The organism is Paracoccus sp. SY (genome assembly GCF_002901215.1).
GTDB classification, from domain to species: Bacteria; Pseudomonadota; Alphaproteobacteria; order Rhodobacterales; family Rhodobacteraceae; genus Paracoccus; species Paracoccus acridae.
Genome location: NZ_NWMQ01000002.1, coordinates 26,177 through 41,114 on the forward strand (window position 1 = coordinate 26,177; position 14,938 = coordinate 41,114).

The 14,938-nt window shown below is 65.5% G+C and carries 17 protein-coding genes; 9 read left to right on the forward strand and 8 right to left on the reverse strand.

Features of this window, described 5'->3' with window-relative positions:
- Position 1 precedes the first annotated feature (1 nt).
- From CK944_RS01925 to mdh, 8 genes are all read right to left on the reverse strand, one after another.
- Positions 2–2,968 (reverse strand): 2-oxoglutarate dehydrogenase E1 component, encoded by a 2,967-nt coding sequence (locus tag CK944_RS01925; RefSeq protein WP_103171354.1) that lies wholly within the window; start codon positions 2,966–2,968, stop codon positions 2–4.
- 52 nt (positions 2,969–3,020) lie between these two features.
- Complete coding sequence (locus CK944_RS01930; RefSeq protein ID WP_103171355.1) at positions 3,021–3,482, reverse strand: hypothetical protein; 462 nt, start codon at positions 3,480–3,482, stop codon at positions 3,021–3,023.
- Positions 3,483–3,489: 7 nt separating this feature from the next.
- Entirely contained in the window at positions 3,490–3,888 is a 399-nt protein-coding gene (locus tag CK944_RS01935) for a hypothetical protein (RefSeq protein ID WP_103171356.1), read from the reverse strand.
- Positions 3,889–3,948: 60 nt separating this feature from the next.
- The gene (locus CK944_RS01940) at positions 3,949–4,296 is read right to left on the reverse strand and encodes a hypothetical protein (protein WP_103171357.1); all 348 of its coding nucleotides are present in this window, start codon (positions 4,294–4,296) and stop codon (positions 3,949–3,951) included.
- A gap of 70 nt (positions 4,297–4,366) precedes the next feature.
- A complete protein-coding gene (sucD, locus tag CK944_RS01945) occupies positions 4,367–5,251 on the reverse strand; it encodes a succinate--CoA ligase subunit alpha (RefSeq protein ID WP_103171358.1) in 885 nt (294 codons plus the stop codon).
- A gap of 81 nt (positions 5,252–5,332) precedes the next feature.
- Positions 5,333–6,526 (reverse strand): ADP-forming succinate--CoA ligase subunit beta, encoded by a 1,194-nt coding sequence (sucC, locus tag CK944_RS01950; protein ID WP_103171359.1) that lies wholly within the window; start codon positions 6,524–6,526, stop codon positions 5,333–5,335.
- Positions 6,527–6,697: 171 nt separating this feature from the next.
- A complete protein-coding gene (locus CK944_RS01955; protein WP_103171360.1) occupies positions 6,698–7,033 on the reverse strand; it encodes a hypothetical protein in 336 nt (111 codons plus the stop codon).
- A gap of 112 nt (positions 7,034–7,145) precedes the next feature.
- Positions 7,146–8,108, reverse strand: coding sequence for a malate dehydrogenase (gene mdh, locus CK944_RS01960; protein ID WP_103171361.1), 963 nt, complete (start codon positions 8,106–8,108; stop codon positions 7,146–7,148).
- Positions 8,109–8,247: 139 nt separating this feature from the next.
- On the opposite strand from mdh, the gene CK944_RS01965 reads away from it, so the two are divergent.
- The 9 genes from CK944_RS01965 (at position 8,248) to CK944_RS02005 (ending at position 14,938) form a co-directional block, all read left to right on the forward strand.
- The gene (locus tag CK944_RS01965; protein ID WP_103171362.1) at positions 8,248–8,994 is read left to right on the forward strand and encodes a sulfite exporter TauE/SafE family protein; all 747 of its coding nucleotides are present in this window, start codon (positions 8,248–8,250) and stop codon (positions 8,992–8,994) included.
- 81 nt (positions 8,995–9,075) lie between these two features.
- The gene (locus CK944_RS01970) at positions 9,076–9,918 is read left to right on the forward strand and encodes a CoA ester lyase (RefSeq protein ID WP_103171363.1); all 843 of its coding nucleotides are present in this window, start codon (positions 9,076–9,078) and stop codon (positions 9,916–9,918) included.
- 42 nt (positions 9,919–9,960) lie between these two features.
- Positions 9,961–10,509 carry an NnrU family protein gene (locus CK944_RS01975; protein WP_103171364.1) on the forward strand — a complete coding sequence of 183 codons (549 nt, stop codon included), beginning with the start codon at positions 9,961–9,963 and terminating at the stop codon, positions 10,507–10,509.
- A gap of 1 nt (position 10,510) precedes the next feature.
- Entirely contained in the window at positions 10,511–10,717 is a 207-nt protein-coding gene (locus CK944_RS01980) for a DUF1737 domain-containing protein (protein ID WP_103171365.1), read from the forward strand.
- Positions 10,714–11,748 (forward strand): MaoC family dehydratase, encoded by a 1,035-nt coding sequence (locus CK944_RS01985; protein WP_103171366.1) that lies wholly within the window; start codon positions 10,714–10,716, stop codon positions 11,746–11,748. Before CK944_RS01980 ends, CK944_RS01985 begins: the two co-directional genes overlap by 4 nt.
- Positions 11,749–11,970: 222 nt before the next feature.
- Positions 11,971–12,363, forward strand: coding sequence for a succinate dehydrogenase, cytochrome b556 subunit (gene sdhC / locus CK944_RS01990; RefSeq protein WP_103171367.1), 393 nt, complete (start codon positions 11,971–11,973; stop codon positions 12,361–12,363).
- A gap of 13 nt (positions 12,364–12,376) precedes the next feature.
- Positions 12,377–12,763, forward strand: coding sequence for a succinate dehydrogenase, hydrophobic membrane anchor protein (locus CK944_RS01995; protein ID WP_103171368.1), 387 nt, complete (start codon positions 12,377–12,379; stop codon positions 12,761–12,763).
- Positions 12,764–12,770: 7 nt separating this feature from the next.
- Positions 12,771–14,573 (forward strand): succinate dehydrogenase flavoprotein subunit, encoded by a 1,803-nt coding sequence (gene sdhA, locus CK944_RS02000; RefSeq protein ID WP_103171369.1) that lies wholly within the window; start codon positions 12,771–12,773, stop codon positions 14,571–14,573.
- Positions 14,573–14,938 carry a hypothetical protein gene (locus tag CK944_RS02005; RefSeq protein ID WP_188715266.1) on the forward strand — a complete coding sequence of 122 codons (366 nt, stop codon included), beginning with the start codon at positions 14,573–14,575 and terminating at the stop codon, positions 14,936–14,938. Before sdhA ends, CK944_RS02005 begins: the two co-directional genes overlap by 1 nt.

The following is a 14,938-nucleotide window of genomic DNA, read 5'->3' on the forward strand; positions in this document are numbered from 1 at the left end:
GTCATCCTTCAAGCGACAGCGCCTCGTTCACCAAAGCTTCCTGTTCGGCCTTGTGGCGCGATCCAAGACCCGTGGCGACCGATGCGGCGGCGTTGCGCCCGACATAGCGGGCGCGGTTGTGGCGCGCCCCCAGCCGGTCCAGCGACCATTCCAGGTAGGGCTCGACAAAGCTCCACCCGCCCTGGTTCTTGGGTTCCTCCTGGCACCAGATGACCTCAGCGTCCTTGAAGCGGGCCAGTTCCTTGACCATCGACTGCGCGGGGAAGGGATAGAACTGTTCCAGCCGCAGCAGATAGATGTCGTCGATCCCGGCCTCGTCCCGCGCCTTCAGCAGGTCGTAATAAACCTTGCCCGAACAGATCACGACGCGGCGGATGCGGTGATCCGGGACCAGCGTGATGTCCGAACTGCCCTGCTGCGCGTCGTCCCACAGCACGCGGTGGAAGGTCGATCCGGTCTGGAAATCCTCGGCCCGGCTGGTGGCCTTGGGATGGCGCAGCAGCGATTTCGGCGTCATCAGCACCAGCGGCTTGCGGAAGCGGCGGTGCATCTGGCGGCGCAGGATGTGGAAATAGTTGGCCGGCGTCGTGCAGTTGGCGACGATCCAGTTGTCCTCGGCGCACATCTGCAGGAAGCGTTCCAGGCGGGCGGAACTGTGTTCCGGCCCCTGACCCTCAAAACCGTGGGGCAGCAGCATCACCAAGCCCGACATGCGCAGCCATTTCTTCTCGCCCGAGGAGATGAACTGGTCGAACATGATCTGTGCGCCGTTGGCGAAATCGCCGAACTGAGCTTCCCACATCACCAGGGCGTTCGGTTCGGCCAGCGAATAGCCGTATTCGAAGCCCAGCACGGCGTATTCCGACAGCATCGAATCGATGACTTCGTAATTCGCCTGGCCTTCCGCGATGTGGTTCAGCGGATAGTAACGATCCTCGGTCTTCTGGTCGATGAAGGCCGAATGACGCTGGCTGAAGGTGCCGCGCGTGCTGTCCTGTCCTGCCAGCCGCACGCCCTTGCCTTCCAGCAGAAGCGATCCGAAGGCCAGGGCCTCGCCCGTGGCCCAGTCGAAGCCTTCGCCCGTCTCGAACATCTGGCGCTTGGATTCCAGAAGGCGGCCCACGGTCTTGTGCAGGTTGTGGCCTTCGGGAACGGTGGTCAGCGCGCGGCCGATCTGGGCCATCGTCGACGGCTCGATCCCCGTTTCGCCCGAGACGTATTCGGCCCCCTCGCGATCAAGGCCCGACCACTTGCCGTCCAGCCAGTCGGCCTTGTTCGGCTTGTAGTTCTTGCCGATCTCGAACTCCTCGTTGAGGTGGTTCTGGAACGCGGCCTTCATGTCCTCGATCTCGCCCTCGGGGATCAGGCCGTCGGCGACCAGGCGTTCGGTGTACAGCTGCAGCGTGGTCTTGTGACCCTTGATCTGGGTGTACATCGCCGGGTTGGTGAACATCGGCTCGTCGCCTTCGTTGTGCCCGAAGCGGCGATAGCAGAAGATGTCCAGCACCACGTCCTTCTGGAACTTCTGGCGGAACTCGGTCGCGACCTTGGCGGCATGGACCACGGCCTCGGGGTCGTCGCCATTGACGTGGAAGATCGGCGCCTCGACCATCAGGGCGATGTCGGTCGGATAGGGCGAGGTGCGGCTGAAATGCGGCGCGGTGGTGAAGCCGATCTGGTTGTTCACCACGATGTGCAGGCAGCCGCCGGTGCGATGGCCCTTGATGCCCGAAAGCTGAAGGCATTCGGCCACAACGCCTTGGCCCGCGAAGGCCGCGTCGCCATGCAGCAGGATCGGCAGGACCGCGCTGCGGTCATGCTGGTCGCCCAGCTGGTCGCCCTTGGCGCGCGCCTTGCCCAGCACGACCGGGTTCACGGCCTCCAGGTGCGAGGGGTTGGCGGTCAGCGACAGGTGGACGGTGTTGCCGTCGAATTCGCGGTCGCTGGATGCGCCCAGGTGGTATTTCACGTCGCCCGAACCGTCCACGTCCTCGGGCTTGAAGCTGCCGCCCTGGAATTCGTGGAAGATGGCCCGATAGGGCTTGGACATCACGTTGGCCAGGACCGACAGACGGCCCCGGTGGGGCATGCCGATGACGATTTCCTTCACGCCAAGCGCGCCGCCGCGCTTGATGATCTGTTCCATCGCGGGGATCAGCGCCTCGCCGCCGTCAAGGCCGAAGCGCTTGGTGCCCATGTATTTCACATGCAGGAACTTCTCGAAGCCCTCGGCCTCGACCAGCTTGTTCAGGATGGCGCGGCGGCCTTCGCGGGTGAACTGGATTTCCTTGCCGTAACCCTCGATCCGTTCCTTCAGCCAGGCGGCTTCCTCGGGGTTGGAAATATGCATGAACTGGATCGCGAAGGTGCCGCAATAGGTCCGCTGCATCAATTCGGTGATCTGGCGGATCGAGGCGATCTCCAGGCCCAGCACGTTGTCGATGAAGATCGGCCGGTCCATGTCGCCGGGACCGAAGCCATAGGTTTCGGGGTTCAGTTCCCCGTGGTCGGGCACGTCGCGCAGGCCCAGCGGGTCCAGGTTCGCGTGCAGGTGGCCCCGGATGCGGAAGGCGCGGATCAGCATCAGCGCGCGGATCGAATCCAGCACGGCCTGACGCATCTTGTCCTCGGTCAGGCTGACGCCCTTTTCCTCGGCCTTGGCGGCGATCTTCTTCATCGCGGCGGCGGCTTCGGATTTGGAGGCCATCGGCCATTCGCCGGTCAGCGCGGCGGTGGTCTCGTCCGACGGCATGGGCGGCCAGTCGGCGCGCTTCCAGCTTGCGCCCTCCGCCTCGCGGGCGGCATCCTCTCCGGCATCGCCCAGGCTGCGGAAGAATGCGTCCCAGGCCGCGTCGAAGGCGCCCGGGTTCTGCGCCCATTGGCCGTAAAGCTGCTCGATATAGGCCGCGTTGTGCCCTTGCAGGAAGGACGAGTCGTGGAAATCGGCGTTCTTGGGTTGGTCGGTCATTGTGTCTCGCGTCCTTGACGCAATGGAAGAATGGGAACGGGGATATGCGGCGTCAGGCGGCGCTGCATGTGACGATCATCATCTGGACACCGGGCATTGCGCTGCCCGCGCCAGGCTTGTTGGTGCGGCTGTTTTCCAAGCCGCGTCCCGCGCTGCGGCACAGTTGCGCGGGTGCGGCCTCGATCTTGCCGGCGTCGGTCTGGGCGGGCCGGAACAGCACGGTGAAGCGGCTGTCGGCATCGCCTGTGACGGCGATGACCGAAGCTTGGTGCAGGCCGGTGCGGCTGTCCACGGGGCCGGTCGGCAGGGCCGGGGCGGGGGGCGCAACCACCGGCGGCGATGGCAGAACGGGCAGGCTGGCCACTGGCGGGGCAGCGGGCGCCGGGGCAGGGGCCACGGGGGCAGGCTGCTGGGCCGCTGGTGTCACCTGCACGCAACCCGCCAGAAGCGCGGCCGGCAGAAGCACCGACAGGCGGGCAAGAACGGAAGGTTTGGCAGGATATCTGGGTGTCATGACCGCCTCAGGCACAATAAACGTCGATGATGGCCGCGCCGGGATCGGCATAGGGATCCGCGCGCGGGATGCGTTCGATCCGGGCAACCCCGCGGCGTTCCAGCCCGCACAAGGCGCGGGCCGCGCCCTGGTCGGCCCCGGCGGGCGCGCGGGTGGGGTGATAGATCAGCCGCCAGCCGAAATCGCGCCGCGCCACGGTGCGCACGGAGTCGGGGGGCAGGGTGCTGGCCTGGTGCAGGTTCGTGATGGCGGGAATGCCGCCGCGCAGGATGTCGTCGGTGGGCGCGCGGCCACAGGCCGTCAGCGCCAGAAGGGCGGCCAGGGACAAGGGCGCCATGCAGCCGCCGGTCCGGGCGTTTGCCCCGTCCGAAGATCTGGCTGCTGCGCGCTGCGGCTGGTCGTCCACGTCATCCCCCTGGTTTCCGATGCCCCATACTTATGTCCGAGGCACCGGCTTTCAATCGCGTCACCCGCAGGTGACGGTCATCCTTTGAACGCCACTGCCGAACTGCGGGGCAGAGGTATCCACCGCCTCGGCCGAAAAGACCTGCGAGGCGGTGTTGGAACAGATGATCGCGGGTGCGGCGGCAACCTGGTCGGCCGTCACCGCGTCGCCGCGATAGAAGACCGTGTACTGGTTGCCGGTGCGCGAGGCGGCGACCACGGCATCGGCCGGCAGGCCCGTCGCCGCGCCAAGCGCGCCCGAGGGAACCGAGGCCACCGACACCGAGGTTTCGACGCGCGTGATCGGCTCGGGCGCGCAGGCTCCCAGAACGACAGTCGAGGCGATGATGGCAGCAGAAAGCATCTTCATCTTTAATCTCCTGTGGTTACAGAGCGATTGCTCTTGCCCGTGGAACGCGCGCGCCGCGCCGGGGGTTGCGTCAGCCCTTGATGGCCTTCAGCACGGCCTCGCCCAGGCCTGCGGGGCTGTCGGCCACGACGATCCCGGCGCGCTTCATCGCCTCGATCTTCGATTCCGCGTCACCCTTGCCGCCCGACACAATGGCGCCGGCATGGCCCATGCGACGGCCCGGAGGGGCGGTGCGGCCCGCGATGAAGCCAGCGGTGGGCTTCCACTTGCCCTTCTTCTTCTGCTCGGCCAGGAACTCGGCCGCTTCCTCCTCGGCCGAACCGCCGATCTCGCCGATCATGATGATCGACTCGGTTTCCGGGTCGTCCAGGAACATCTGCAGCACGTCGATATGCTCCATCCCCTTGATGGGATCGCCGCCGATGCCCACCGCCGAGGACTGGCCCAGGCCCACGTCCGAGGTCTGCTTCACGGCCTCATAGGTCAGGGTGCCCGAACGCGACACGACGCCCACGCTGCCGCGGCGGAAGATGCTGCCCGGCATGATGCCGATCTTGCATTCGTCCGGCGTCATGATGCCGGGGCAGTTCGGCCCGATCAGGCGCGACTGCGACCCTTGCAGGGCGCGCTTGACGCGCATCATGTCCAGCACCGGGATGCCTTCGGTGATGCAGACGATCAGCGGGATCTGCGCGTCGATGGCCTCCAGGATCGAATCCGCCGCGAAAGGGGGCGGGACATAGATCGCGGTCGCATTGGCGCCCGTCTTCGCCACGGCCTCGTGGACCGAGTTGAAGACCGGCAGGCCCAGATGTTCGCTGCTGCCCTTGCCGGGGGTCACGCCGCCGACCATCTGCGTGCCATAGGCGATCGCCTGTTCGGTGTGGAAGGTGCCCTGGGATCCGGTGATCCCCTGGCAGATGACTTTGGTGTCTTTGTTAACGAGAACGGCCATTACGGCTTTCCTTGACGTAGGGTGCGTGGTCCCACGCACCATTGTTCAGGGGAAGGCGCGTGAAATCACGCGCCCTGTGTTTCAACCTTTAACGGCTTTCACGATCTTCTCGGCCGCGTCCGACAGGTCGTCGGCGGCGATCACGTTCAGACCGGACTTGGCGATGATCTCCTTGCCCAGTTCGACGTTCGTGCCTTCCAGGCGCACGACCAGCGGAACCTGCAGGCCGACTTCCTTCACAGCGGCGATGATGCCTTCCGCGATGATGTCGCAGCGCATGATGCCGCCGAAGATGTTGACCAGGATGCCTTTGACGTTCGGGTCCGAGGTGATGATCTTGAAGGCTTCCGTCACCTTCTCCTTCGTGGCGCCGCCGCCCACGTCCAGGAAGTTCGCGGGTTCCGCCCCATACAGCTTGATGATGTCCATCGTGGCCATCGCCAGGCCCGCGCCGTTCACCATGCAGCCGATCTCACCGTCAAGCGCGATGTAGTTCAGGTCGAACTTGGAGGCGGCCAGTTCCTTGGGATCTTCCTCGGTCTCGTCGCGCAGCGCCATGATGTCGGGCTGGCGGTAAAGCGCGTTGTTGTCGAAGCCCATCTTCGCGTCCAGGCACTTGATGTTGCCTTCGGGCGTGACGATCAGCGGGTTGATCTCCAGCATCTCCATGTCCTTTTCGATGAACATGCGATACAGGTTCTTGACCAGCGCCACGCACTGCTTGACCTGCGAGCCTTCCAGCCCCAGGGCGAAGGCCACGCGGCGGCCGTGGAAGTCCGACAGGCCGGATGCCGGATCGACGCTGAAGCTGACTATCTTTTCGGGCGTGTGGGCCGCGACTTCCTCGATGTCCATGCCCCCCTCGGTCGAGGCGACGAAGCTGACGCGAGAGGTCTGGCGGTCCACCAGCAGCGCCAGGTATAGTTCGCGCGCGATGTCGCTGCCGTCCTCGATATAGATGCGGTTGACCTGCTTGCCGGCGGGACCGGTCTGGTGCGTGACCAGCGTGCGGCCCAGCATCTGGCGGGTCAGTTCCTCGGCTTCCTCGACCGACTTGGCCAGGCGGACGCCGCCCTTTTCACCGGCTTCGGCTTCCTTGAAGCTGCCCTTGCCGCGGCCGCCCGCGTGGATCTGAGCCTTCACGACCCACAACGGGCCGTCCATCTCGCTGGCGCAGGTCTTGGCCTCGTCGGCCTTCATCACGATCCGGCCGTCGCTGACCGGCGCGCCGTATTGACGCAGCAGCGCCTTGGCCTGGTATTCGTGGATATTCATCCTGACCCCCTTTTTCGGTTCGGCAGATTTCGGGGCCTCTTGCCACATCCGAGGGGAGAACGAGAAACGTTTTGATCGGGAAAACGCCTAAACTTGCAGGAACATGCCGATTGTGATCACAGCTTCAAATGCCGTGATCACAAAGGACATGCCGCGGGATTCGCCTGACCCTCAGCCAGCGACGCGGGCGCAATCGAAGCTGTCGCCGGTGGTTTCCGATGTCCAGGTCATCCGGTTGTCATTTTGCCACTGAACCTGGATCACCGCGCCGTCGGCCAGGGTCATCGTGGTTGCGCGGTTCTGGGTCGAGAAACTGCGGATCGTGATCGGCGCGGCATCGACCGAGGGGATATAGGAGGTCGGCGTGAATGTCATGGTGGTCGCGCCGCAATCCCATGTGCCCATGAACGGCAACTGGTCGGTCGGGCGGGGGCTGGTGGGCGGCGCCTGACAGGCGGTCAGGACAATGGCGGAAAACAGGGCAGCAGGCAGAACGGTCCGGTTCATGGTCGCCTCCGGTTGCAAGGAACGGGGCGATGATAAAGCGGAAGCCGAAAAACGCATAACATCAAATGCAAAGGCGCGCCCACCGGGCGCGCCTTGTTCATGTCGGGCCGTTTCAGGCCAGCGAGCCGTCGATGCCCTTGCAGGCCTCGACCAGGCCGTTCACCGCATCGACGGACTTGGTGAACATCGCCTGTTCGTCTTCGTTCAGCGTGATGTCGATGACCTTTTCGACGCCGCCCGCACCGATCACGGTGGGCACGCCCACATACATGCCGTTCAGGCCATAGGCGCCGTCCACATAGGCCGCGCAGGGCAGGACGCGCTTCTGGTCCTTGAGATAGGCTTCCGCCATCTCGATCGCGCTGGTCGCGGGGGCATAGAAGGCGCTGCCGGTCTTCAGCAGGCCGACGATCTCGGCGCCGCCGTCGCGGGTGCGCTGGACGATGCTGTCCAACTTCTCCTGCGTGGTCCAGCCCATCTTGACCAGATCCGGCAGCGGGATGCCCGCGACCGTGGAATAACGAACCAGCGGCACCATCGTGTCGCCATGCCCGCCCAGCACGAAGGCCGTCACGTCGCGCATGGAGACGCCGAATTCCAGCGACAGGAAGTGGCGGAAGCGGGCCGAATCCAGCACGCCGGCCATGCCGCAGACCTTTTCACGCGGCAGGCCGCTGAATTCGCGCAACGCCCAGACCATCGCGTCCAGCGGGTTGGTGATGCAGATCACGAAGGCGTTCGGGGCGTGCTTGGCGATGCCTTCGCCCACCGACTTCATGACCTTGAGGTTGATGCCCAGAAGGTCGTCGCGGCTCATCCCCGGCTTGCGCGGCACGCCGGCGGTGACGATGCAGACATCCGCGCCCGCGATGTCGGCGTAATCGTTGGCGCCTTTCATGACGGCGTCGAAGCCTTCGGACGGACCCGACTGGGCGATGTCCAGTGCCTTGCCCTGGGGCGTGCCCTCGGCGATGTCGAACAGGACGACGTCGCCCAGTTCCTTCATCGCGGCCAGATGCGCCAGCGTGCCGCCGATCTGCCCCGCACCGATCAGTGCGATTTTGGGTCGGGCCATGGATAACCTCCGATCAATGGGATGATTGTTGCGGGGTGGTTACGGGGTCGCGCAAGAAATCGCAAGCCACTGTTGGCGCTGACACTTGCCAAAGCGGGCGCGGGGCCGCATTCCTGCCGGGCGGACAGGGGAATGGACCATGCTGGAATTGACCGTTGGGGGCTGGGTTCTGGCCGTGATCGCCGCAGCCTCGGTCGGGCTTGCCAAGGGCGGGCTGGCGATGGTCGGCATGATCTCGGTCCCGGTGCTGTCGCTGGTGATGTCGCCGGTACAGGCGGCGGGCTTGATGCTGCCCATCTATGTGGTGTCCGACGTGGGCGGGCTGCTGGCGTTCCGGCGGAACTTCGACATGCGCGTGCTGGCCACCGCGCTGCCCGGCGCCCTTGCCGGGATCGGCATCGGCTGGGCGGGCGCGCATGTGGTGCCCGTGGATGGCGTCACCTTCATCGTCGGCGCGGTCGGGACGATCTTCGCGCTGAACGCATTGATCCGGCCCCCGCTAAAGGACGAAAGGCGATCCCCGTCCTATGCCCGGGGCACGGGCTGGGGGCTGCTGTCGGGATATACCAGCTTCGTCAGCCATGCGGGCGCGCCGCCCTGGCAGGTCTATGTGCAGCCGCTGCGGCTGTCCGCGCTGACCTATGCGGGAACGACCACCTGGTTCTTCGCGGTCTGCAACTGGGTCAAGCTGATCCCCTATGCCGCGCTGGGGCAGTTGTCGCCCGGCAACCTTCGGGCCGCCGCCGTGCTGATGCCGGTCGCGCTGCTGTCGGTCTGGGCCGGCCTGCGGCTGGTCAAGATCATCCCCGAGGCGCTGTTCTACAAGCTGATCACCTGGGGCCTGCTGGCGGTGTCGCTGCGGCTGATCTGGCAGGCGCTTGCCTGACGCCGCAGCGCAGCAATTTTGCGCTTGCCAATTCTAGCGCCACAGGGCAGCGTCGCGCAAGATTGTTGCGAGGAGGATCTGATGGCGCGTCCCTATCGTTCGGTTCTGTATATTCCCGCCGCCAATGCGCGGGCGATGGAAAAGGCGCAGACGCTTCCCGCCGACGCGATCATCTTCGATCTGGAGGACGCGGTCGCCCCTGCGGAAAAGCCTGCCGCGCGGGATGCCCTGGCGGCAGCCCTGGGCAATGATTACGGCCCGCGCGCGCGGATCGTGCGGATCAACGGTCTGGCGACGGAATGGGGCGAGGACGACGCGCGCTTCTGCGCGGGGCTGGCGGTCGATGCGGTGCTGATCCCCAAGGTGGACGGCCCCGCCGACCTGGACCGGGTGGCCGCGATCATTCCCGACGCGCCCTTGTGGGCGATGATGGAGACGCCGCTGGGGATGCTGAACGCCGTCGCCATTGCCGCCCATCCCCGGCTGGAGGGGATGGTGATGGGCACCAACGATCTTGCCAAGGAACTGAACAGCCGCTTCCGCCCCGACCGGCTGCCGATGCAGGCGGGGCTGGGCCTGTGCCTGCTGGCCGCCAAGGCCCATGGCAGGGTGATCGTGGACGGGGTCTTCAACGCCTTCAAGGACGAGGACGGGCTGCGCGCCGAATGCGAACAGGGCCGCGACATGGGATTTGACGGCAAGACGCTGATCCACCCCGCCCAGCTTGCCATCGCCAACGACGCCTTCGCCCCCACGGACGCGGAAATCGACCTGGCCCGCCGCCAGATCGACGCCTTCCAGGCGGCAAGCGCCGAAGGCAAGGGCGTCGCCGTGGTCGATGGCAGGATCGTGGAAAACCTGCATGTCGAAACCGCGCGCAAGACGCTGGACCGCGCCAAGGCGATTGCGGCCATGGCCGGATAAGGGCAGGGTGCGGCACAAGACATCCAGCGAAGGGAAAGCCAGATGGTTCTGCTGATATCGGGACTGGTTCTGTGGTGGGCGGCCCATCTGTTCAAGCGCGTGGCACCGGAACGGCGTGCCGCCCTGGGCGATAAGGGCAAGGGCCTGGTCGCGGTCCTGCTGATCCTGTCGGTCTTCATCATGGCGCGGGGCTATGGACAGGTCGATGGCCCCGTCTGGTGGGGCCGTTCGCCCGCGACGACGGGCATCAACAATCTGCTGATGCTGCTGGCCTTCTATCTCTATGCTGCCGACGGGATGGGCACGCGCGTCACCGCCTGGATCCGGCATCCGCAGCTGACCGGCTTCTCGCTCTGGGCCGTGGCGCATCTGCTGGTGAACGGGGATCTGGCCTCGCTGATCCTGTTCGGCGGGCTGCTGGCCTGGGCGCTTGTGGAAATCGTCCTGCTGAACCGCGCGGGCGCCTGGAAGCGGCGCAGCGGGCCCTTCCCGGTCCGCAAGGAAATCATGGCGGCCGTGGGCGCGGTCGTCGTCATGCTGGTCGTGGGCCTGATCCACGGCTGGATCGGACCCTGGCCATTCGGAGGCTGACGTGACCACCCTTTACCGCTGCATCACCGAGGACGACACCGTCCAGTTCTGCCACCGTGTCAGCGAGGCGCTGTCCAAGGGCTGGTCCCTGCATGGCAGCCCGACCATGGCCTTCGATCCCGTCAAGGGCGTGATGCGGATGGGGCAGGCCGTGACCAAGCAGGTTCAGGCCGAATACCATCCCGACATGAAGCTGGGGCAGCAATGACCAAGACCAATCCGGGCCGCTTCTTCGAGGATTACCGCATCGGCCAGGTGATCCGCCACGCCGTTCCCCGCACTGTCGCGGAAGGGGAACGGGCGCTGTATCACGCGCTGTATCCTGCGCGCCACGCGCTTTATTCCAGCGATGAATTCGCGTCGAATTGCGGGCTGGAAAGCAGCCCGATGGATGACCTGCTGGCCTTTCACATCGTCTTCGGCAAGACCGTGCCGGATGTCAGCCTGAACGCGGTGGCGAACCTGGGCTATGCGCAGGGGCGCTGGCTAGCCCCGGTCTGGCCGGGCGACACGCTGCGGTCGGAATCGCAGGTGATCGGGCTGAAGCAGAACAGCAATGGCAAATCCGGCGTGGTCTGGGTCCGTACCGAGGGTCTGAACCAGATGGAGGAGCCCGTGCTGGACTATGTTCGTTGGGTGATGGTGCGCAAGCGCGACCCTGATGCCCCCGCGCCCGAAACGGTCGTGCCCGACCTGGCCCCCGTTGTCATGCCCGAGGATCTGGTGTTTCCGGAAGGGCTGGATTTCAGCGACTACGACTTCGATCTGGCCGGCGAGCCGCATCGCTGGGGCGATTACCAACTGGGCGAGAAGATCGACCATGTGGACGGCGTCACCATCGAGGAGGCCGAGCATATGCTGGCGACCCGGCTGTGGCAGAACACCGCCAAGGTCCATTTCGACGCCACGAACCGAGAGGATGGGCGGCGGCTGATCTATGGCGGCCATGTCATCAGCATGGCCCGCGCGCTGTCCTTCAACGGATTGGCGAATGCGCAGATGATCGTCGCGCTGAACGGCGGCACCCATGCCAACCCTTGTTTCGCGGGCGATACCGTTCGCGCATGGTCCGAGGTTCTGGACAAGGCCGAAACGCCCGCGCCCGGCGTCGGCGCGATCCGGCTGCGGCTGGTCGCCACCAAGGGCGACAGCGGCGCGTTCAGGCTGAAGGACGCCGAGGGCCGCTATCATCCCGATGTCCTGCTGGATCTGGATTACTGGGCACTGATGCCGGTCTGACAAAGCGACTCGGCCGTTTCGCATCCGCAGCATGTGTTGTGATCACAGCCCGCCAGGTCGTGATCACAAACTCCGCCGACCAAGTCAAATCCGCGAAAAGACGGTGATGACTGGGTGACAGATGAAACAAATGGCGACAGTAACGCGTCAATTGCCAGCCCGCGCGGTCAGCCAAGCACCTGCGACGGGTCAAGCCAGAACCGTTTGAAGGAGCGCCGCATCATGGCCGACGTGAACCGGGGCAACCGGCCGCTTTCCCCCCATCTTCAGGTTTATCGCCTGCCCATGGCCGCCGTGACGTCGATCATGACGCGGATCACGGGGCACGCATTGGTCGCGGGTATCCTGCTGCTGGTCTGGTGGCTGGTCGCCGCCGTAACCGGCCCGGAAGCCTTTGCCGCCGCCGACTGGGTGGTGCGGTCCTGGATCGGCTTCATCGTGCTGACCGGATCGGCCTGGGCGCTGTGGTTCCACACGCTGGCGGGCATCCGGCACCTGTTCTACGATTCCGGCCAGCTTCTGCGGATCGAGGAGGCCGAGCGCGCAAGCTGGGCCATCATCATCGGGTCGGTGGTGCTGACGCTGCTGTCGCTGATCCTGTTCTTCTTTGCATAAGGGCAAGGCAACCATGCGCTATATCACCCCCCGCAAGGCAGCCATGGGCCTGGGTTCCGCCCACAGCGGCACGGCCGACCACTGGTTCCTGACCGTCAGTTCCTGCGCCCTCGTCCTGCTGGTCCCGGCCTTCATGCTGGTGATCGGCAATGCCATCGGCATGTCGCATCCCGAACTGGTGGCCTATTTCGGCCGTCCCTATCCGGCGCTGATCACGGCGCTGTTCATCGTCGTGGGCATGGTGCACTTCATCAAGGGCACCCGGATCATGATCGACGATTACTTCCAACACACGGCGCGCAAGGTGGCGATCATCGTCTCGGTGGTCTTTTCCTGGGCGGTCATCGCGGCGGCGGTCTTTGCGCTGGCCAAGATGACGCTGGTCACCGTCGCGATCTGAGGGCACCATGGCAGCATACGATATCCATACGCATGATTACGACGTGGTCGTGGTGGGGGCCGGGGGCGCCGGCCTGCGCGCGACGCTGGGCATGGCCGAACAGGGCCTTCGCACGGCCTGCGTGACCAAGGTCTTTCCGACCCGGTCCCACACCGTCGCGGCGCAGGGCGGCATCGCCGCGTCTCTGTCGAACATGGGCCCGGACAACTGGCAGTGGCACATGTACGACACCGTGAAGGGGTCGGACTGGCTGGGCGACACGGACGCGATGGAATACCTCGCGCGCGAGGCGCCCAAGGCCGTCTACGAGCTTGAACATTACGGCGTTCCCTTCAGCCGGACCGAGGAGGGCAAGATCTATCAGCGTCCCTTCGGCGGCCACACGACCGAGTTCGGCGAAGGCCCCCCGGTGCAGCGCACCTGCGCCGCGGCCGACCGGACCGGCCACGCGATCCTGCACACGCTTTACGGTCAGTCGCTGAAGAACAATGCGGAATTCTTCATCGAATACTTTGCGATCGACCTGATCGTCACGGACGGCGCCTGCACCGGCGTGGTCTGCTGGAAGCTGGACGACGGCACCATCCACGTCTTCAACGCCAAGATGGTGGTGCTGGCGACCGGCGGCTATGGCCGGGCCTATTTCAGCGCGACATCGGCCCATACCTGCACCGGCGACGGCGGCGGGATGGTCGCGCGCGCGGGCCTGCCCCTGCAGGACATGGAGTTCGTGCAGTTCCATCCGACCGGCATCTATGGCTCGGGCTGCCTGATCACCGAAGGCGCACGGGGCGAGGGCGGATACCTCACCAATTCGGAAGGCGAGCGTTTCATGGAACGCTATGCGCCGACCTACAAGGATCTGGCGTCCCGCGATGTGGTCAGCCGCTGCATCACCATCGAGATCCGCGAAGGCCGCGGCGTCGGTCCCGACAAGGACCACATGTATCTGAACCTGATGCACCTGCCGCCCGAGGCCTTGGCCGAACGTTTGCCCGGCATCAGTGAATCGGCCAAGATCTTCGCAGGCGTCGATGTGACCAAGCAGCCGATCCCCATCCTGCCGACGGTCCATTACAACATGGGCGGCATTCCCACGAACTATTGGGGCGAAGTCCTTGCGCCGACGGCGGAAAACCCCGATGCGATCTTCCCCGGCCTGATGGCCGTGGGCGAGGCGGGCTGCGCATCCGTCCATGGCGCGAACCGCCTGGGATCGAACAGCCTGATCGACCTGGTGGTCTTTGGCCGCGCCGCCGCCATCCGCGCCGGGCAGGTGATCGACCGCGAGGGTCATATCCCCTCGACCAACCAGGCCGAGGTTGACAAGGCCCTGGCCCGCTTCGACGGTCTGCGCCACGCCAAGGGCACCGTCAGCACGGCCGAACTGCGGCTGGAAATGCAGCGCACGATGCAGGCCGATGCGGCGGTGTTCCGCACCGACAAGACCCTGGCCGAGGGCGCCGAGAAGATGACGGCGATCGCGGCCAAGATGGACGACATCAAGGTCACGGACCGGGGCCTGATCTGGAACAGCGACCTGATGGAAACGCTGGAACTGACCAACCTGATGCCCAACGCGCTGGCGACCATTGTCGCGGCCGAGGCGCGCAAGGAAAGCCGTGGCGCACATGCCCATGAGGACTGGCCCGAGCGGGACGACGCCAACTGGCGGAAGCACTCGCTTGCATGGGTCGATGGAAACGCGGTTAAACTGGACTACCGCCCCGTCCATCTGGACCCCTTGACCAAGGAAGAGGATGGCGGGATCGACCTGAAGAAGATTGCTCCCAAGAAAAGGGTTTACTGATGCGCTTCCAAACTCTCGCCGCCCTGGGTCTTGCCGCCGCCACGCTTGCGGCCTGCGCCGCACCGATGCCGCCGGCGACCACCGTCACCGTGCCCCCCGCGGTCGTCACCACGCCGACCGTGCTGGACGCGGCCTCGCGCCAGGTTGCCCGGACCGTCATCAACGCCGAGATGGAGAAGCGCCTGCCCGGCGCCAATGTCGCGCCCTATACCGACTGCGTGGTCAACAACGCCACCACGGCGGAACTGATCGACATCGCCCAGGCCTCGCGCGCGGGCGTGTCGGGCACGGCGGACAGCGTGGCGGCCATTGTCTCGCGCCCGGCGACCACGCAGTGCATCGCCGCGGCGGCACGCACGGCCTGA